Below are 18,551 nucleotides of genomic sequence, written 5' to 3'. Positions count from 1 at the left end.
AGGGATGGGTTTAGGCGATGCCAGAGAAGACAGCACCAGTCTCGGGCGTGGTGTACTACGTCGAGGACGACAAGAACATTCGCGAGCTCACGGTCTACGCGCTGCGCCAGGCGGGGCTCGATGCGGTTGGGTGCGATGACGATTCCGAGTTTAGGCGCCTGTGCGCCGAGAGGAGGCCCGACGCCGTTCTTCTCGACATCATGCTTCCTGACGCGGACGGCCTGGACATCCTGGCACGCATTCGCCACACTCCGGGCATCACGCGCGTGCCAGTGATGATGCTCACGGCGAAGGACTCCGAGCTCGACAAGGTGCGTGCCCTCGACGGTGGTGCCGACGACTACCTCTCGAAGCCCTTTGGCATGATGGAGCTGGTGAGCCGTACCCGTGCCCTTCTCAGGCGCGCTGGCAGGTCATCCGACAGCATGCCAGAGCGCAAAGCGCTCTCTGTCGAGAACCTCACGCTCTGGCCAGACCGCCGCGAGGCGACCATCGACGGCGAGCCCCTGTCGCTCACAATGCGCGAGTTCGATCTTCTCGAGTTCCTCATGAGGAGTCCCGGCGTGGTCTTCTCGCGCGAGACCCTGCTCCAGCGCGTGTGGGGCTGGGACTTTGACGGCGGCTCCCGCACCGTCGACGTGCATGTGCAGCAGATTCGTGCCAAGCTCGGGGATTCCTCGGATCTCATCGAGACCGTACGCGGCGTTGGCTACCGCATGCGCGGGTAGGCGAGGCCGGTGTCAGATGGAACCAATGGAGTCGTGAGCGGGATCCATTCGCTTCGCAGGAGCGTCTTTGTGTCGTTTGCCGTCTCGTGTTCGGTTGTGGCGGTCGTGTTGCTCCTTGCGCTCTCGCTGTTTTACCAGTCGTCCGTCCTTGCCGACGCCAAGGGGATGCTCGCGCGCGAGTGCGACACCGTTGCAACGGCAATCGATGATGGGGGAACCGCCAAGGAGGAGATTGCCCTTCTCTCCTCAATCGACTTTGGCGAGGAGCGCGCGACGCTGGTGGCGCCCGACGGCACCGTGCTCTATGACTCCCAGGTGGATGCCGCCGCGCTCGAGAACCACGCCGACCGGCCGGAGATTGCCGAGGCGCTCCGGAGCGGCGAAGGGGAGTCTGACCGCGACTCTGACACGCTGGGCTACGTGAGCCTCTATCACGCGCGCCGCCTTCCCTCAGGTGATGTTGTGCGTCTGGGGCTGGACCGCAGCAGCGTCGGGCGCATAGTTGGCCAGGACCTGTTCATCATGCTCATCGTCGTTGGATGTCTGGTTGTGGTCGCGTGGTTTGTCTCGCGCATCATTGCCAACCGGCTGGTGCAGCCTATTCTTGAGATTGATCCCGAGGCAGAGAACGCGCAGGCCCCCTACGTGGAGCTTGAGCCTATGGTGTCGCGCCTTAACGAGCAGCACCATGACCTTGTCGAGCGCATGGACCAGGTCCAGAGCGCCGACGACATGCGCCGCGAGTTCACCGCCAACGTCACGCACGAGCTCAAGACGCCCATCGCTGCCATTTCCGGCGCCTCCGAGCTCATTCGCGATGGCATCGTGCGCCCGGAGGACATCCCCAACTTTGCAAGCCGGATCTACGACGACGCGCAGCGTCTCTCGGCCTTGGTAAGCGACATTCTCACGCTATCCAAGTTGGATGAGACGGAGCGCTCCCAGGATCGGCAGCTCTTTGGCAGCGTCGAGCCCGTTGACCTGCTCTCGGTTGCCTCGGACGTCTGCCAGCGCTACGAGCAGCGTGCTTGCGACGCAGGCGTAAAGCTCAAGCTTGACGGCGTGTCCACCACCATTAAGGGCAACCCACGCCTGCTTGACGAGCTGATTGGCAACCTTGTCTCCAACGCCATCAGGTACAACCGTCGCAGCGGAAGTGTCTTTGTGTGGGTGTTGCCGCAGAACGGCCAGCCCTGCGTGCGCGTGAGCGACACGGGCATCGGCATTCCGCAGGAGGACCAAGCCAAGGTCTTCGAGCGCTTCTATCGCGTTGACAAGGGACGTAGCCGCGAGAAGGGCGGCACCGGCCTTGGGCTTGCAATCGTGAAGCACGCCGCGGCCTTCCACGATGCGACAATCGACCTCAAGAGCGAGCTCGGCAAGGGCACCCAGATCACGGTGACGTTCCCGGCGCAGTAACGCCCGGAGGCACGTTTCAGCATCCATCACGTACAAGGTTGCTGCTCCGGCGTCATTTTGGCGCCGGAAAGCGTGTCTCGTACGTAATCCTGTCGATAACCATCGCTCCGGCGCCACTTTGCCGTCCAAAGGCACGTTTCCGCAGCTATCACATACAAAGTCGCTGCTAAGGCGTCAAATCCTCGCCCGAGACTCGATTTTCTCCAATCAGAGTGACGAGAATGCCCCTCCGGTGCCGTTTTGTCGCCGGAGGGGCCGTATTGTTGCAATCTGCGCCAAAAGCAGCCTTCCGGCGACTTCCAGAAGCGAGACTAAGAAAAATGAGACAAAGGGACTGTCCCTTTGTCTCATTGGCGGACTGTTGTGCCGTGTTCGCTCGCGCGCAGCGTGCGCACCCAGAGCGTGGGCATGGCCTCGCTCACGGCGCGGGCAACGCTTGCCGCGCGCTCATCGCCGTCGGCAATCGCCATCATCGTGGCACCCGAGCCCGAGATGAGGAACGTGCAGGCGCCGTTCTCGTGGGCAACGTCATGCAGCATTTGGTAGTCGGGGATGAGGGGCGCGCGGTACGGCTCGTGAATGCGGTCGTGGCAGCATGCGCGAATGGCATCGGCATCACCCTTGGCCATGGCGCTCACCATAGCGAGGCAGCGCCCCACCTGCCAGGAGACGGTGCTTGTGGGGACCATGGCAGGAAGCGCGCGCCGTGCGTCGCGGGTGAGGACGCGGTAGGGGGGAGCCATGCAAACAAAGCGCAGGTTGTCGGCAACCACCCACCGCGTGGTAACCGTCGTTGGCCCCTCGACGTAAGAGCTCACGAGGCCACCCATCACGGCGGGGGCCACGTTGTCGGGGTGCCCCTCGATGGCGGTGGCGAGAGAAAGCGTGCGCTCTCGGTCGAGAGGCAGCCCGGCTAGCGCCTGGGCCGCCGCAATGCCCGCCACCACGCACGTTGAGCTGGACCCAAGACCGCCGGAGGCTGGAATCGTGCATGACTCGGTGATGTGGAGCGGCTGGGCCTCAAGACCAAACTCCCTGCAGCCGCAGAGGTACGATGTCCACACCAGGTTGTCCTCGCCCGCAAGCTCGGGCGCGCACCCGTCGATCTTCAGGGTGTCTGCCGGCTCGAAGGCAAACTCGGCGGAAAGGTCGAGCGCAAGGCCAAGGACGTCAAAGCCAACGCCCAGGTTTGCCGAGGTCGCAGGCACGCTTACCCGCACGGTTCTGCCAACGGCCGCCTGTCCGCCCTCCGCCGCGCTCACAGGAAGATCCTTGCGCACGCGGACTCAACGAAGGCGCCCATCTTGTCGCGATCGCACACGTTGTCGTGAAGGCTCTCGGCGTCGCGCAGGCTCGAGAGCTGTACGGGCGCCGTTGTGCCCGTGACGTGCTCGAGCGAGTCCATGCTTGCAAAGCCGTTCATGCCCGAGGCGTCCAGCCCCAGGGCCCCCAGTACGTCTGCCGGGAACTTGTAGGGGCTTGCCGTCGAGAGGCACACCCGCGCCGAGCCGTCTTGCGGCAGCGCGTCCATGACGTGCTTCGCCACGGCTGTGTGCGGGTCGATGAGCTTGTGGCAATTCTCCCACGTTGCACGGATGGTCTCGCGCGCCATCTCGTCGTCCGCGCGCCCGCAGCCAAAGGTCTCCTGGATGCTGGCGAGAAGTGCGGGCGGCACGGTGTAGGAGCCCTTCTCGGCAAGGTCTGCCATGAGGGACGAGACAAGCTCGACATCACCGTTTGAGGCGAAGTACAGCAGACGCTCAAGGTTGGAGGAGACCAAAATGTCCATGGAAGGCGAGATGGTCTTCACAAACGGGCGGCGCTTGTCGTACGTGCCCGTGGTGAGGAAGTCCGTGAGGACGTCGTTGGCGTTTGAGGCCACGACTAGCCTGCGCACGGGCAGCCCCATGCGCTTGGCGTAGTAGCCGGCCAAGACGTCGCCAAAGTTGCCCGTGGGGACAACATAGGTGACCTCGTCGCCTTGCGCGATGGCGCCTGTGCGGACGAGCTGCGCGTACGAATCGAAGTAGTACGTCACCTGCGGCGCAAGGCGGCCAACGTTGATGGAGTTGGCGCTCGAGAGCACCACGTTGCGCGCCGAGAGGCGCTCCGCGAGGCTGCGGTCCGAGAAGATGCGCTTGACCTCGGACTGCGCGTCGTCGAAGTTGCCGCGGATGGCGCATACGGCAACGTTGCCACCAATCTGCGTGACCATCTGGAGGCGCTGGATGTCAGAGACCTTGCCCCAGGGATAGAAGACGCAGACGCCCGTGTGGGGCACGCCCGAGAAGCCATCGAGCGCCGCTTTTCCGGTGTCGCCCGAGGTGGCCGTCACGATCATCACGTCATGGCCGTCGCCCTCGCGCGCAACGCCCATGAGCTGCGGCAGCATCTGCAGGGCAACGTCCTTGAAGGCGCAGGTGGGGCCATGGAAGAGCTCGAGGAGCCAGTTTGTGCCCAAAGGCGTGACGGGACACACGGCCGGGGTGTCCCACTGGGCGCCGTAGGCCGCGCTCACGCAGCCGGCGAGCTCCTCGGTCGTGTAGTCATGCAGGAGCGTTCCAAGCACGCGCTCGGCAGTCTGGGTGAAGCTGCTGGCGCACACTTGGGCAAGGTCGAGCTTCTCTGCACCAAGCGCGTCGGAGACGTAGAGGCCTCCGTCAGGCGCTAGGCCGGCGAGAATTGCTTGCTTGCTTGTTACCAATTCCCCGCGCGAACGGGTGCTGTGGTAGAACGTTTCCACGGTCGGCTCCTTGCGTCGTTAGGCCTTGTATCGTGTCCAGCACGTATGATAGCTGGTACCGCGCATGGCAGTGCGTCGCACGGCAAGCGCCGACACACAGTTGAAAGAGATTGGAAGCCGATGAAGATAGCCATCCTGGGGTACGGCACCGTTGGCCGTGGCGTTGCGCAGATCATCGAGGAGCGCGTGCCCGAGGTCGAGGTAGCCCGCATCCTCGAGCTGCCCGACCGTCTCACCGACCCGCGCATGACCCCCAACTACCAGGACATTGTCGATGATCCTGCCATCGAGCTCGTGGTGGAGTGCATGGGTGGCATCGAGCCCGCCCACACCTTCATCTTGCAGGCACTCAATGCCGGCAAGCACGTGGTGACGTCGAACAAGGCCGTTGTTGCGGCCCACTTCGCCGAGTTCGCTGAAGCCGCCTCAAAGGCAGGCGTTAGTCTTCTCATCGAGGCGTCGGTGGGCGGCGGCATCCCCTGGATCGCGAGCATTGAGAAGGTGCGCCGCATCGAGGACGTCCAGTCCTTCTCGGGCATCATGAACGGGACCACCAACTACATTGTCTACTCCATGCTCAAGGACGGCGCGGACTTTGCCGAGGTCCTGAGCAAGGCCCAGGAGCTGGGCTTTGCCGAGAGGGACCCCACCGCCGATATCGATGGCATTGACGTGCGCAACAAGACCATCATCTCGGCCTCCGTGGCGTTTGACGTCGCCTGCACGCAGGATCTTCCCGTCTCGGGTATCAGGAACCTCACGAAGTACGACCTCAGCCTCTTTGGTAGCCGCGGCCTCACGGTCAAGCTCATCGGCCGCGGCGTCCAGGCGGACGGCCGCTACGCCGTCTCGGTCGAGCCGGTGGCCGTGAGCACCTCGACGCTCGAGGCCAATGTGCCCACCAACTTCAACCTCGTGACGCTCGACGCGCCCTCCATTGGCGAGCTCAAGTTCTACGGCCAGGGCGCGGGAAGCCTTCCCACGGGCAATGCCATCGTCCAGGACATTCTCGACTGCGTGTCGGGCAGGCGGCCTACCTATGACTTCTCGCGCGGCCTCACGTATGACCCCGCCATGCTCCATGGGCCCTACGTCTTCCGCACCGAGGCCACCATCCCTGGCGCCACGTTCTACGAGCCCGGTGCCGTCATCGTGGACGATCTCACCGCAACTCAGGCGCGCGCCCTTCTCGACGAGGCCCTTAAGTCTGACCCAACCACGTTTATGGCGGCCGTGTCCGCGAACAGCTAGGAGAGGATCACATGATCAAGATCTGCAAGTTCGGGGGCTCCAGCGTCGCTACCGCTGACCAGTTCCGCAAGGTCAAGTCCATCGTCGAGGCGGACCCCGACCGCCGCTTTGTGGTGGTCTCTGCCGTGGGCAAGCGCTTCTCGGGGGACAATAAGATCACGGACCTCCTCCTTCTGGTGAACGCGCACATCGAGTACCACGTGGACTGCACCTCGCTTCTCGCCGACATCGAGCAGCGCTTTGTCGACATCGCGGATGAGCTGGGCGTCAAGTGGCCCGTGGCCGAGAAGTTCGAGACCTTCGCCGCCAACATCAAGAAGCACTCGCCCGAGTACGTGGTCTCGCGCGGCGAGTGGTTCACCGCCAACATCATGGCCGAGTACCTGGGCCTTCCCTTTGTGGATGCGGCTGACGTGATCGTGTTCCACCACGACGGCAACGTGGACATGGAGCGCACCGCCGTGCGTCTCAAGGACTTTGCGCACAGGAACGGCGCCTTTGTGCTTCCCGGCTTCTACGGAGCCACCGTCGACGGCGCCATTAAGCTCTTCCAGCGCGGCGGCGGCGACATCACGGGCGCCATCGCGGCGCGCTGCCTTGACGCCGACGTCTACGAGAACTGGACGGACGTCTCGGGCTTCCTCTCCGCAGACCCCAGGATCGTCGAGAACCCTCGCTCCATCCGCCGCATTACCTTTGATGAGATGCGCGAGCTCTCCTACATGGGCGCCTCGGTGCTCCAGGAGGAGGCCATCTTCCCGGTGCGCGAGGTCAACATTCCCATCAAGATCATGAACACCAACCGTCCCCAGGACGCGGGCACAACCATCCGCGAGACCGCCGAGGCCGGTGCCGACGAGCACCTGATCACGGGCATTGCCGGCCGCAAGGACTTCATGGCCGTGCACGTCAAGAAGGCCCACATGTCCAACGAGGTTGGCGTCATCTCTCGTGCGCTCTCGATCTTCGAGCGCTATGGCGTCTCCATCGAGCACATCCCCACGGGCGTCGACTCATTTGGCGTCGTGGTGGCCGCGGCCGACGTAAAGGACAAGATCTACTCGATCGTCAACGACATCCGTCGCGAGATCAAGCCCGACGACATCGTGATGGTGGACAAGCTGGCCCTCATCTCCGTTGTTGGCCGCAACATGTCCAGGCGCTCCGGCACCTCGGGCAAGATCTTTGGCGCGCTTGGTGACGCTGGCATTAATATCCGCATGATCACCCAGAGTTCGGAGGAGATCTCCATCATCGTGGGCGTTGACAACACCGACTTCGAGCGCGCAATCAAGGTCATCTACGAGCGCTTTGTTCGCAACGAGATGGTCACGGCCGAGAAGGCCTAGCTTCCCTAACACCCGCCCGCACGGGCATAGAGAGAGGAAACCAAACCATGGCAGACAAGACTGTCGCCATTCTCGGCGCCACGGGCGTCGTTGGCACGCAGATGATCCAGTGCCTCGAGGAGAGGAACTTCCCCGTGGGCAAGCTCGTGCCACTGGCGAGCGCCCGCTCTGTTGGCAAGACCGTCTCCTTTAACGGTGAGGCCGTGCCCGTGGTCGAGGCCACGCCCGAGGCGTTCGAGGGCGCAGACATCGTCTTGGGCGCTGCTGGGGACGCAACCGCAAAGGCGCTGCTCCCCGAGGCGGCAAAGCGCGGCGCCGTGTGCGTGGACAACTCTCACGCCTTCCGCCTGGAGCCCGACGTGCCGCTGGTCATCCCCGAGATTAACGCGGCAGACATCGCCAACCACCCGCGCAACATCATCGCGAACCCCAACTGCGCCACGATCATCGGACTCGTGCCCACCTGGCCGCTCCACAAGCTCGCCGGCCTGCGCCGCCTGATCGTCTCCACCTACCAGGCTGCCTCTGGTGCCGGCATGCCCGGACTCACCGAGCTGCAGCGAGAGATGAAGGTCGTTGCCAACGGCGGCGAGATGGGCGACACCAGTCCGTTTGCCTACCAGCTGGCCGCCAACCTCATCCCGCAGATTGGCTCCTTCAAGGACGAGGGCTACACCTCGGAGGAGTGGAAGATGCAGAACGAGGGTCGCAAGATCATGCACCTTCCCGAGGTCCGCGTGAACTGCACCTGCGTACGCGTCCCCGTCATGCGCTCGCACTCCGAGTCCATCACGGCAGAGTTCGACCGTCCCATCTCGCCCGACGAGGCGCGCGAGGCGCTTGCCGCTGCGCCCGGCGTCAGGGTTGTGGACGACCCGGCCAACCTGCGCTACCCAATGCCGCTTGACACCTCTGACCAGGATCTCGTATACGTGGGCCGCATTCGCCGCGACCTCTCGGCCCCGGATGATGTCAACTCGCTCACGTTCTGGTGCTGCGGCGACCAGATCCGCAAGGGTGCCGCCACCAACGCCGTCCAGATCGCAGAGTACCTGCTCTAGGGCGGGGGAGTGCCATGCCACTGCTTTCCAGCTGCTACCTTCCCGGTATCTACGCCGAGGACCACTCCATCGACGTGCCGCTAGACTGGCGCGGCACCAGCCCGGCTGCCCTTGCCGGCGTGGACCAGGATGACCCCTCTGCGCTTGCCATGGAGGGTGCTGCCGAGAAACCCGACCCTGCGTTTGTGGGCAAGAGCATCAAGCTCTTCTACCGTGTGCTCTGCTCGCCCGAGAACGTTGGCCGCGACCTGCCGCTCATTGCGTTTCTCCAGGGCGGGCCCGGAGGTGCGTGCCCTCGACCGCTCTCGCCCCAGAGTGACGGATGGATCGAGGAGGCGCTCCGCCACTTTCGCGTGATTCTTCCGGACCAGCGTGGCTGCGGACGTTCCTCGCGCGTGGACGGCGCGCGCATCGCTGCCGTGGGTGCCGAGGCTGCCGCTCATGGTGCGGATCCGGCGCGGCGCCAGGCCAACTACCTCAAGCGCTTCCTGGCAGACTCGATCATCCGCGACTTCGAGTACCTGCGCCTCACCGAGTTTGGCGGTCGCAAGTGGGTTACCTTGGGGCAAAGCTATGGCGGGTTTCTCACCTTGGCAAACCTCTCTGCCTTCCCGTCTGGTGTTGCGGCAAGCTTTACCTGCGGCGGCATTCCCCACGTGCCAGCAAGTGCGGCGGAGGTCTATGCGCACACCTTCCCGCGCATGGTGGCCAAGACCCGCGCCTACTACGAGCGCTATCCCGAGGACGAGAAGCGCGTTTCTCTCGTGGCAGACCGCCTTGCCACCGGTGACGTGAACCTGCCCGATGGCTCTCCCTTCTCGGTGAGGCGACTTCAGCTCGTGGGGGGTGGCCTTGGTATGAAGCCTGCGCCCGAGCGCCTGCACGCCCTCTTCGACGTTGCCTTTGCCGATGGCGACGGTTCCTGCGACGATGCTCTTGCCGCGGCCGGTGGAGACGCCTCCCACGTGCGTCTCTTTGGTGGCTTCCTCGATCAGGTCCAGTCGATGACCTCCTCGTATACAAGCCCGCTCTACTGGACGCTCCAGGAGTTCATCTATGCGGACGGCACGCTGAACGCGCCCATAGACTGGGCCGCGGCACACGAGGCGGCGAGCAGGCCGGAGTTCTCCGAGGACGCGCGTCCCCTCATGCTCTTTGCCGAGGCGATGTTCCCCTGGATGTTCAAGGACGATCCTTCGCTCACGCCGTTTGCCCCCGCGATGGACATTCTCATGGCCGACACCGAGTTTGGCCATCTCTACGACCAAGAGCAGCTTGCGAGAAACGAGGTCCCGCTCCAGGCGGCTGTCTACTTCGACGACACGTATGTGGACTCTGGCCTTCAGCTGGACACGCTCTCGCGGGTGGGTGCAAGCCACGCCTGGGTCACCAACGAGTTCGAGCACGACGGCCTGCATGGCAGCGTGGTCTTTAAGCACCTCTACGAGGAGGCACTCAACCGCGGCGACTTGGCTGGCGTGAAGTAGGGGAGAGCTTCTCGGCACTCCTGCGGTGGGGCCGTCACGGCGCTTCAAAGAAAAAAGCCCAGGGCACTTTTCGTGCTCTGGGCTTGTCTTTTCTGGTGCTCCCTGGGGGATTCGAACCCTCGACATTCGGATTAGAAGTCCGCTACTCTATCCAGCTGAGTTAAGGGAGCATCGCCTGTGCGACCCTGTCATTCTAGCGCAAGTCGCCCATTGGCTCATCGCTGAGAAGCGCTCGCGCAGCAAGAACCCCCGCGACGGTCTTCCCGTCTTGGATGAGTCCTGCAGAGATTGCGCGCAGGACCTCGTCAAGCGGAATCCAAACCACGCGGACGACTTCGCCCTCGTCGGGACGGGCAGTACCCTGCGAGAGTCCCTGGGCGAGAAACACCTCGGTGTGCTCGTTCGTGAAGCCGGGAGACCCCAGCACGGTTGCCAGGTGCACGAGCTTCTCGGCACGAAGGCCAGTCTCCTCGGCAAGCTCGCGTGCGGCGCAGCTCTCGCCCTGCTCGCCTGCCTCGAGCTTTCCAGCAGGAATCTCGAGCGTCACGCGACCGAGGACCACCCGGTACTGACGCACCAGGCACACCTTGCCGCTTTGTATGGCAACGACTCCCGCGCCGCCGTGGTGGTGCACGACCTCGCGCCACGCATGTGAGCCGTCCGCGAGTTCTACCTCGAGGTGGTCCACGGAGAAGATCTTGCCTTGCCAGACGTGCTCGTCCCCGGTCACACGCTCAAGAAGCGAGGACTCTGGTTCGAGCGCCCTGCGAACCTCGTCAAGGCCTGCGTCATTCTCGCCTAGTCCCTGGGCCGTGCTATTCATGCGTTCCTCCTGGTCCGACTGTCTCCTCTGCTCCCTACCATAGCTGGTTTTTTCTTCAGGTTCAGCAGCAGCGCCTTGCTACCCATTTGCGACTACAGAACTACGCACGGTCGCGTTTCAAGTTTGTGGATTGCTGGGCTTTTGCGCGGCCCGGCTCTCACCGTGCGTAGTTTGGACAACTGTCGGACCGCTGTGCCTGCCGTACGCGGCGGCATTCTCTGCTCTCCGTCGCTGTCGGGCAGAAATAGGATGTTCCGTGTCTTGCTGAAGGGAAACTCCGTTCGGAAACTGCCCGACAGCGCCAGCACGCGATTCGGACAGATCATATTTGGCGCCGGCTGGATGCTCGCCAGATCAGCCTTGGCAGGAATCGACGGTTGGGCAACTGTTTTTCTGGGGTACCCCAAGTACAAACAGATTTGAAGTCTGATAAATCGCAGGTCAGAGAATTGCCACCGCGCTGCAGGCACATAAAGAGTCTTATCAAAACTGCTGCCAACCGGAAGTCTGCCCGCCTCGTCCGGCGCGTGGCCACCTCTTCATGCGCTGTTGAGAATTATTTCGACACTTTGGGGCCCGCTCGCCGCAGATTTCGTCCGAAATCTTCTCAACAGCAACTGCGTCGGTGACAGCGCCGGCAACGCCATGCCCCGATTGTTAAGCGAAGGATGCATGGCAGCTGAAAGTGTTGAACGTGGGGCAAGTCGCGGCTATTCTGTACACCTGTACTCCATCGTACTAAAGTGCCGCACGTTATTTTGCACGTCATTCACCGCAGATGGGAGCAACCATGTTCAACGCCACGCTCAACCGCCGCCAGTTCATCACCGCCGCCCTGGGAATCACGGGTGCTCTTGGCCTCGCCGCTTGCGGTTCCTCCACAACCGCCAGCAGTTCCAGCACAACTTCCAGCTCGGCCGATGCGTCCTCGGCCTCCACCACCTCCTTCGACGGCAACTTTGTCTTGGGCTTCGACCAGGACTTCCCGCCCTACGGCTATGTGGGCAACGACGGTTCCTACACCGGCTTTGACATCGACCTTGCCCAAGCTGTCTGCGACCGCGAGGGTTGGACGCTCGTGCCCACGCCCATCTCGTGGGACGCCAAGGACACGCTGCTCAACTCTGGCCAGATCACCTGCATCTGGAACGGCTTCACCATTGAGGGCCGCGAAGACGGCTACGCCTTCACCGACCCCTACATGGAGAACCGTCAGGTTGTTGTTGTGCCCGCTTCCTCCGACGTGCAGCAGCTCTCGGACCTTGCTGGTAAGAACGTCATTACCCAGGCGGACTCCGCGGCGCTCGACGTACTCTCGGAGGGTGGCTCGCAGGAGGAGCTTGGCAAGAGCTTTGGCAACCTCCAAACCATCGACAACTACAACACGGCCTTCATGATGCTCGAGAGCGGCCAGGTGGATGCCATCGCCATCGACTATCCCGTGGCCGTCTTCAACATTGGTGACAAGACCTCCGAGTTCCGCATCCTCGACGAGAACCTCAACTCCGAGCACTTTGGCGTTGGCTTCGCGAATACGGACGACGGCGCCCAGCTCGCCAAGACCGTCGAGGCGGACCTCCAGGTGCTCGACTCCGAGGGCACTGTCAAGGAGCTCTGCGAGAAGTACGCTGACCAGGGCGTCTCCTACGACCTCTGGTGCCTGCCCAAGGCGTAGGCGCAACTGCGCAATCACGACAACAACAGCGCACGCAACGGTGCGACAAGGGAGCTGGTAAGGTGGACTTTGGAACGATGGTGGGGATGCTCCTCTCGGGGTATCGCATATCGATGATCATTTTTGCGGTGACGCTCGTGGGGTCTATCCCCCTGGGCATGCTGGTGGCGCTGGGACGGCTCTCCAAGTTCAAGCCGCTCTCACTGCTCATGCAGCTCTTCATTTCGGTGCTGCGCGGCACGCCCCTGATGCTTCAGATGTTTGCCGTCTCCTTCATGCCGTACTACGTGTTTGGCCTCAAGACCGGGGCGGACTTCCCCATGATTGCGGTGCTCATCTCGTTTGTGATCAACTACGCGGCATACTTCGCCGAGATCTACCGCTCGGGCATCCAGTCCATCCCGCGTGGCCAGTACGAGGCCGCCGAGGTCCTTGGCTACTCCAGCCGCCAGACCTTCCAGCGCATCGTGCTGCCGCAGGTGGTCAAGCGCGTGCTCCCCGCCATGGGCAACGAGGTGGTCACGCTCGTCAAGGACACCTCGCTGGCCTTCTCGCTGGGCGTTCTCGAGATGTTCACGCAGGCGCGCGCCATCGTCACGAGCCAGCGCACCATGGCTGCCTTCGCCGTGGCCGCGCTTATCTACTGGGTTACCTGCCTCATCATCGAGTACATCATGAGGCGCATCGAAAAGAAGCTGGACTACTACCATGACTAACGCCGAGAAGCACGACGCCCGCGCGTCTCGTCACCAGATTCCCGTGCCCGACGCCTCTGTCTCGCAGATTCTGGGCCTGCCCGCCGTCTACGTGAAGGGCGCACGCAAGTCCTTCTCGGGCCGAGAGGTGCTCCACGACGTGTCGCTCTCCATCGCGCGCGGTGAGGTCGTCTCGGTCATTGGCCCCTCGGGCGCCGGCAAGTCGACCCTGCTGCGGTGCCTCACGCTGCTCGACACCTTTGACGCGGGCGAGCTCTACTACGGCAGCCTCCGCGTGACCGAGCAGGACGAGAACGGCAGGGCCAGCTACTCCAAGGAGGCAAGCGCCAAAGCCCGCATGCAGTTTGGCATCGTGTTCCAGAACTACAACCTCTTCCCACACTTCACCGTTATGCGCAACGTCTGCGACGCCCCCATAGCGGTGCAGGGGAGAGACCCCGACAAGGTCAAGGCAGAGGCCAAGCAGATCCTTGAGCGCTTGGGCCTTGCCGAGCATGCCGAGAAGGTACCCAACCAGCTCTCAGGAGGCCAGCAGCAGCGTGTGGCCATCGCGCGTGCGCTTGCCATGCACCCCAAGGTGCTCTATTTCGACGAGGCTACCTCGGCGCTTGATCCCAGGCTCACGGCGGACATGAGACGCATCATCCGCGAGCTTGCCGCTGATGGCATGGCAATTGGCATCGTGACCCACGAGATGGGCTTTGCGCGCGACGTGTCTGACCGCGTGGCATTCCTTCTCGACGGGCGTATCGTGGAGGAGGGGCCTGCCGAGGAGGTCATGGACCACCCCACGGACGCTCGCGTTCGGGAGTTCCTTGCCACTGCGGAGGACTAGGTTCTACGTCGCGTTCGACGCCGCTCAGATTTATTCCGAAAGTTTTTCAAGAAAGTGCTTGCATCCGTCTGATTCTTTGTCATAATAAACGAGCGCTTCACGAGGTGGGCCAAATGGTGGGTGTAGCTCAGTTGGAAGAGCGACGGACCGTGGCTCCGTAGGTCGAGGGTTCGAACCCCTTCACCCACCCCATCTGAAAGCCGAATATGGGTCGTTAGCTCAGTTGGTAGAGCAGGGGACTCTTAATCCCAAGGTCGAGGGTTCGACCCCCTCACGACCCACCATGTACATGCAGCCCGGGACCTCTGGTTCCGGGTTTTTCTTTATGCCGCCTCTCGCGTCGCCAAGCGGTGTGGCCAATCCAAAAGCCGCGCTCTATGGTTTCGTTTTTCCCCGGGTGTTAGGTTTCGATACGTTACACTGAATGGTAACTACGTCGGTGCAGTAGTCGCATGGGGTTTGCGGGGTGAGAACGATTCCAGCCCCCTGCCTCTCCCATTGCGGCATACTGTACCCTGCCGAGGGAACCCGCTGGAAGGAGCTTGTGTTGATTTACACGATGACCCTGAACCCCGCGCTCGACTACGTGATGCATCCCCTCACTCTGGATATGGGCTATACCAACCGTTCTTCGAGCGAGGAGCTCTACTGCGGCGGTAACGGTATCAACATCTCCACGCTTCTCAACGAGCTCGATGTAGTCAACGTGGCCATGGGCATCGTCGCGGGCTTCACTGGCGAGTACCTCATCAACGAGCTTCAGGATGCTGGTATCGCTAGCAACTTTGTGAAGCTGGATCGCGGCTACACGCGCATCAACGTCAAGCTCAACGGCATCGTTATGACCATGGTCAACGGCATGGGTCCCAAGATTCCGCAGAAGAAGGTCGACGAGCTTCTCGGCCGCATGGACGTCCTGCAGTCCGGTGACACCCTCGTCCTTACGGGCTCCATCCCCAACTCCCTGCCCGAGGACATGTACAACCAGATCATGGCCCGCCTTGCCGGCCGTGGCATCCAGTTTGTGGTCGATGCCCCCGGCCAGCTCCTCATGGAGTCCATCAAGGCGCATCCCTTCCTCATCAAGCCCAACAACCACGAGGTCGGCCGCATCTTCAAGGCTGATCCCATGCCCGAGACGCCCGAGGACTGCCTCCCGTACGCCAAGAAGCTCCAGGAGGGCGGCGCCCGCAACGTCATTGTCTCCTGCGGCGGCAACGGCTCGCTCCTTCTCGACGAGTACGGCACCGAGCACATGGTGCCCACGGCACGCGTGCGCCTTGTGAATGCAACGGGCGCCGGCGACTCCATGGTCGCTGGCTTCCTCGCCAAGGTCACGCGCGGCATGGATTACGAGAACGCTCTCATCTACGCTTCCGCCTGCGGTACGGCAACCGCCGCCAGCAAGGGCATCGCCAAGCGCTCGACCATCGACCGCGTGGTTACAGCCCTCTACAAGAAGATGGGTCGCGAGATGCCGGCAAGTATCGCGGACGATATCAAAAACGAAAAGGCACGCGCTGAGGCTCAGGCTCTTGCCGCCGAGGGAAACGATGGGGAGAAGCAGTCCCCCGAGGGCGAGTAACGCGTTAAACTGTGTTTGGCTCTTTAGCGCCCCACCCGGGGCGCTTGGCATTCTGGGAGGTGGCCGCACAGCGGCCGGTTATGAGGGGGATTGCAATGTATGAGGGAGTAAACGCATCTGATGGCATCGGCATTGGCGTGGCCCGTGTAGCCGTCGAGCCTGACCTCTCGTTCACGCCGCATGCGCCGGAGGATCCGGAGGCCGAGAAGGCTCGCTATGCTGCTGCTGTCGAGAAGTTCGTCGAGCAGACCAACGCTCAGATCGACCGCATGAAGCAGACGGTTGGCGAGGACGCAGCTGCCATCATGGGTGCTCATATCGAGTTTGCCGAGGACGAGGGCATCCGTGAGATGGTCACGGGCTCCATCGACTCTGGCATGTGCGCCGAGCAGGCCGTGAGCGAGGCCTATGGCACCTTCTACACCATGTACGCCAACATGGACGACGAGCTCTTCCGCGAGCGCGCGGCTGACGTCGCAGACGTCAAGACCGGCCTTCTCGCCGACCTTCTGGGCAAGGAGGTCGTCGACCTCTCCACGCTGCCCGAGAACTCCATCGTCGTGGTGCACGAGCTCACGCCGTCCATGACCGCCGACATCGACAAGGAGAACGTCGCGGGCATCGTCACCGAGACCGGTGGCCGCACGTCTCACTCCGCCATCATCGCCCGCGCGCTCGAGATTCCCGCGGTTCTCTCCGTTGCGGACGCCACGGTCAACATCAAGACCGGCGACATGGTTGTTGTCGACGGCACCAACGGCAAGGTCATCTCCCAGCCTTCCGACCACGACCTCGAGCACTATCGTGCCAAGGCTAAGGCGTTCGCCGAGGAGAAGGCCGCCCTTGAGGCCTACCGCGGCAAGGAAACCGTGACCGGTGACGGTGACAAGAAGCTGCTGGTTGCAAACATCGGCAACCCCGATGATGCCAACGCGGCTCTCGAGCACGACGCCGAGGGCGTTGGCCTCTTCCGTTCCGAGTTCCTGTTCATGGACGCCAAGGAGCTCCCCAGCGAGGACGAGCAGTTTGCCGCGTACCAGAAGGTCGCTCTCCGCATGAAGGACAAGCCGGTCATCATCCGTACGCTGGATGTGGGCGGCGACAAGGAGATCCCCTATCTGCACCTGCAGAAGGAGGAGAACCCCTTCATGGGCTTCCGCGCCGTGCGCTACTGCCTGAACAACCCCGACCAGTACAAGGTCCAGCTCACCGCCCTGCTGCGCGCCTCTGCCTTTGGTGACATCAAGATCATGCTGCCGCTCGTCACCACCATCGACGAGGTGCGCCAGGCCAAGGCCCTCATCGAGGAGTGCAAGCATGACCTCGACGAGCGTGGCGTTGCGTACAACAAGGACATCGAGGTTGGCACCATGATCGAGACGCCCGCCGCCTCGCTCATTGCCGACGATCTCGCCGCCGAGTGCGACTTCTTCTCCATTGGTACCAACGACCTTATCGGCTACACCATGTGCGCCGACCGCGGCAACGATCGCGTTGGTTATCTCTACCAGGTGTACCAGCCGGCGGTCCTGCGCTCGCTCAAGCGCATCATCGGCGAGGGCAACAAGGCTGGCATCATGGTTGGTATGTGCGGTGAGGCTGCGGCAGACCCGCTGCTTATCCCCATTCTCATGTCCTTTGGCCTGGACGAGTACTCCGTCTCCGCTCCCTCCATCCTGCGCACGAGGAGGATTCTCTCCCTCTGGACCAAGGAGGAGGCCGACGCCCTGGCCGAGAAGGTCATGGCTCTCAAGACCGCAACCGAGGTCAAGGCCATGCTCCAGGCGGCCGCAAGGTAGGAGAGCGCAGCGCCTTAGCGAAAAAGCTAGAAACCAAGGGCCCCGGCACCATCGTCGGGGCCCTTTTATGAGACAAAGGGACTGTCCCTTTGTCTCATTGCGCTACGGCACGATGACGCGGAGCGCCTTGGGTACCACGTCCACCTCGAAGTACGTTCCGCAGAGCTCCTCTCCGTCGACCTGGCAGGGAGGCTGCGTCTCGAAGTCCATGGTCGCATGGGTGAACTTAAGCAGGTTCACGCAGCTCGAGCCCGTGTGACGGCCAAACCTCGCAAGGCCGAGAAGCGAGAGCAGCCATGGGCGGCTAGGAATCTTGACGTTGTAGCATACGTCGAGAAGACCGTCGGACGGATCGGCGTCGGGGCAGATAGCAAAGCCTCCGCCATAGGTGGGGCCAACCTGCACAGCAAAGATAACCGTAGGAAGAGTGACCTCGGGCCTCTCGTCAAAGCGTGCCCTGCATGGCCAGCCATTAGAACCCTCGGAGAAGATGCGAATGCCAGACGTAATGAAGAGTCCCTCGCCGTGCTGAGAGGTCGTCTCTTCCTGGCGGCGTTTTACGGTGTCAAGCGCGATTGCCGCGTCCATGCCAAATGAGAGCGTCTCCATGAAGTACACGCCATTCACGCGACCAACCTCAAGCGGCGTCACGCGGCCGCGAACAAGTTGCGCAAGGGCTCGAGATGGGTCGTTGATTGCCATGCCTAGGGTTCTTGCGAAGTCGTTGCCGGATCCCATGGGAACGATGCCCAGCTGAGGCCGGTCATTTGCATCGCGCTCCATGAGGCCGTTCACTACCTCGTGGATGACGCCATCGCCGCCAAGGGCGATGACGGAGTCAAAGTCCTGGGCCTCGCGAGCGAGGTTCTGTGCGTCGCCCGCCGCCTTGGTGAGAATGAGCTTGTGCGCAGTGGTTGCGCCGCGATAGGAGTCGAGGAACCGCTGCACAAATGCGGCGCCCTCTGCGCCCTCGCCTCGGTTGGCGGCGGGGTTTGCTATGACAAACGTGCGGCCGAGCGGAGACGTGCCCATCCAATACCTCCCAAATCGCGTTGCTGCCCCATTGTAGGGTATGAGATG

General features: G+C 62.7%; 15 protein-coding genes and 3 tRNA genes. 13 read left to right on the top strand and 5 right to left on the bottom strand.

The window, feature by feature from the left end:
* Nucleotides 1-17: 17 nt before the first annotated feature.
* A complete protein-coding gene (locus AUL39_RS06100; RefSeq protein ID WP_201783924.1) occupies nt 18-728 on the top strand; it encodes a response regulator transcription factor in 711 nt (236 codons plus the stop codon).
* Between the two features lie 33 nt (nt 729-761).
* Nucleotides 762-2,147, top strand: a complete 1,386-nt coding sequence (locus AUL39_RS06095; protein ID WP_070807564.1) for a sensor histidine kinase — start codon at nt 762-764, stop codon at nt 2,145-2,147.
* 347 nt (nt 2,148-2,494) lie between these two features.
* Here the strand turns inward: AUL39_RS06095 and thrB are convergent, their stop codons facing one another.
* On the bottom strand, nt 2,495-3,427 hold the full coding sequence (thrB, locus tag AUL39_RS06090) for a homoserine kinase (RefSeq protein ID WP_235810779.1): 933 nt from the start codon (nt 3,425-3,427) through the stop codon (nt 2,495-2,497).
* Complete coding sequence (gene thrC, locus AUL39_RS06085) at nt 3,406-4,890, bottom strand: threonine synthase (protein WP_059054692.1); 1,485 nt, start codon at nt 4,888-4,890, stop codon at nt 3,406-3,408. Before thrC ends, thrB begins: the two co-directional genes overlap by 22 nt.
* Nucleotides 4,891-5,010: 120 nt before the next feature.
* On the opposite strand from thrC, the gene AUL39_RS06080 reads away from it, so the two are divergent.
* Genes AUL39_RS06080 through AUL39_RS06065 form a run of 4 tightly spaced genes read left to right on the top strand, consistent with a single transcriptional unit; the run spans nt 5,011 to nt 10,038 of the window.
* The gene (locus tag AUL39_RS06080; protein ID WP_059054691.1) at nt 5,011-6,141 is read left to right on the top strand and encodes a homoserine dehydrogenase; all 1,131 of its coding nucleotides are present in this window, start codon (nt 5,011-5,013) and stop codon (nt 6,139-6,141) included.
* Between the two features lie 11 nt (nt 6,142-6,152).
* Nucleotides 6,153-7,490 (top strand): aspartate kinase, encoded by a 1,338-nt coding sequence (locus AUL39_RS06075; protein ID WP_059054690.1) that lies wholly within the window; start codon nt 6,153-6,155, stop codon nt 7,488-7,490.
* A 47-nt stretch (nt 7,491-7,537) separates the two neighbouring features.
* The gene (locus AUL39_RS06070) at nt 7,538-8,551 is read left to right on the top strand and encodes an aspartate-semialdehyde dehydrogenase (RefSeq protein ID WP_059054689.1); all 1,014 of its coding nucleotides are present in this window, start codon (nt 7,538-7,540) and stop codon (nt 8,549-8,551) included.
* A 14-nt stretch (nt 8,552-8,565) separates the two neighbouring features.
* On the top strand, nt 8,566-10,038 hold the full coding sequence (locus AUL39_RS06065; protein ID WP_059054688.1) for an alpha/beta fold hydrolase: 1,473 nt from the start codon (nt 8,566-8,568) through the stop codon (nt 10,036-10,038).
* Nucleotides 10,039-10,131: 93 nt separating this feature from the next.
* On the opposite strand, the gene AUL39_RS06060 is transcribed toward AUL39_RS06065, so the two are convergent.
* Together AUL39_RS06060 and AUL39_RS06055 are read right to left on the bottom strand one after the other, a co-directional pair.
* Nucleotides 10,132-10,208: transfer RNA gene (locus AUL39_RS06060), tRNA-Arg, on the bottom strand.
* A gap of 23 nt (nt 10,209-10,231) precedes the next feature.
* Nucleotides 10,232-10,861 (bottom strand): NUDIX hydrolase, encoded by a 630-nt coding sequence (locus tag AUL39_RS06055; RefSeq protein WP_059054687.1) that lies wholly within the window; start codon nt 10,859-10,861, stop codon nt 10,232-10,234.
* Between the two features lie 790 nt (nt 10,862-11,651).
* Between AUL39_RS06055 and AUL39_RS06050 the strand changes: the two genes are divergently transcribed.
* The 7 genes from AUL39_RS06050 (at nt 11,652) to ptsP (ending at nt 17,471) form a co-directional block, all read left to right on the top strand.
* Complete coding sequence (locus AUL39_RS06050; protein ID WP_082667275.1) at nt 11,652-12,536, top strand: transporter substrate-binding domain-containing protein; 885 nt, start codon at nt 11,652-11,654, stop codon at nt 12,534-12,536.
* 62 nt (nt 12,537-12,598) lie between these two features.
* Nucleotides 12,599-13,252 carry an amino acid ABC transporter permease gene (locus AUL39_RS06045; protein ID WP_059054686.1) on the top strand — a complete coding sequence of 218 codons (654 nt, stop codon included), beginning with the start codon at nt 12,599-12,601 and terminating at the stop codon, nt 13,250-13,252.
* Entirely contained in the window at nt 13,245-14,087 is an 843-nt protein-coding gene (locus tag AUL39_RS06040) for an amino acid ABC transporter ATP-binding protein (protein WP_082667274.1), read from the top strand. The genes AUL39_RS06045 and AUL39_RS06040 overlap by 8 nt, the downstream gene beginning before the upstream one ends.
* 116 nt (nt 14,088-14,203) lie before the next feature.
* Nucleotides 14,204-14,279, top strand: a tRNA-His gene (locus AUL39_RS06035).
* Nucleotides 14,280-14,295: 16 nt separating this feature from the next.
* Nucleotides 14,296-14,371, top strand: a tRNA-Lys gene (locus AUL39_RS06030).
* Nucleotides 14,372-14,634: 263 nt separating this feature from the next.
* Complete coding sequence (locus AUL39_RS06025) at nt 14,635-15,672, top strand: 1-phosphofructokinase family hexose kinase (protein ID WP_059054684.1); 1,038 nt, start codon at nt 14,635-14,637, stop codon at nt 15,670-15,672.
* 95 nt (nt 15,673-15,767) lie between these two features.
* Complete coding sequence (gene ptsP, locus AUL39_RS06020; protein WP_059054681.1) at nt 15,768-17,471, top strand: phosphoenolpyruvate--protein phosphotransferase; 1,704 nt, start codon at nt 15,768-15,770, stop codon at nt 17,469-17,471.
* A gap of 102 nt (nt 17,472-17,573) precedes the next feature.
* On the opposite strand, the gene AUL39_RS06015 is transcribed toward ptsP, so the two are convergent.
* Nucleotides 17,574-18,503, bottom strand: coding sequence for a diacylglycerol/lipid kinase family protein (locus tag AUL39_RS06015; protein WP_059054679.1), 930 nt, complete (start codon nt 18,501-18,503; stop codon nt 17,574-17,576).
* Nucleotides 18,504-18,551: the final 48 nt, after the last annotated feature.

This window comes from Tractidigestivibacter scatoligenes, from assembly GCF_001494635.1.
Taxonomy (GTDB): Bacteria; Actinomycetota; Coriobacteriia; order Coriobacteriales; family Atopobiaceae; genus Tractidigestivibacter; species Tractidigestivibacter scatoligenes.
This window is presented reverse-complemented; position numbering and strand designations above follow the sequence as displayed.

What these genes read in the sequence shown, in the direction of transcription:
- AUL39_RS06065 (WP_059054688.1), top strand. Translation starts at nt 8,566, where the DNA reads ATGCCACTGCTTTCCAGCTGCTACCTTCCCGGTATCTACGCCGAGGAC.
- AUL39_RS06075 (WP_059054690.1), top strand. Translation starts at nt 6,153, where the DNA reads ATGATCAAGATCTGCAAGTTCGGGGGCTCCAGCGTCGCTACCGCTGAC.
- AUL39_RS06040 (WP_082667274.1), top strand. Translation starts at nt 13,245, where the DNA reads ATGACTAACGCCGAGAAGCACGACGCCCGCGCGTCTCGTCACCAGATT.
- AUL39_RS06050 (WP_082667275.1), top strand. Translation starts at nt 11,652, where the DNA reads ATGTTCAACGCCACGCTCAACCGCCGCCAGTTCATCACCGCCGCCCTG.
- AUL39_RS06080 (WP_059054691.1), top strand. Translation starts at nt 5,011, where the DNA reads ATGAAGATAGCCATCCTGGGGTACGGCACCGTTGGCCGTGGCGTTGCG.
- AUL39_RS06070 (WP_059054689.1), top strand. Translation starts at nt 7,538, where the DNA reads ATGGCAGACAAGACTGTCGCCATTCTCGGCGCCACGGGCGTCGTTGGC.
- AUL39_RS06015 (WP_059054679.1), bottom strand. Translation starts at nt 18,503, where the DNA reads ATGGGCACGTCTCCGCTCGGCCGCACGTTTGTCATAGCAAACCCCGCC.
- AUL39_RS06100 (WP_201783924.1), top strand. Translation starts at nt 18, where the DNA reads ATGCCAGAGAAGACAGCACCAGTCTCGGGCGTGGTGTACTACGTCGAG.
- AUL39_RS06055 (WP_059054687.1), bottom strand. Translation starts at nt 10,861, where the DNA reads ATGAATAGCACGGCCCAGGGACTAGGCGAGAATGACGCAGGCCTTGAC.
- ptsP (WP_059054681.1), top strand. Translation starts at nt 15,768, where the DNA reads ATGTATGAGGGAGTAAACGCATCTGATGGCATCGGCATTGGCGTGGCC.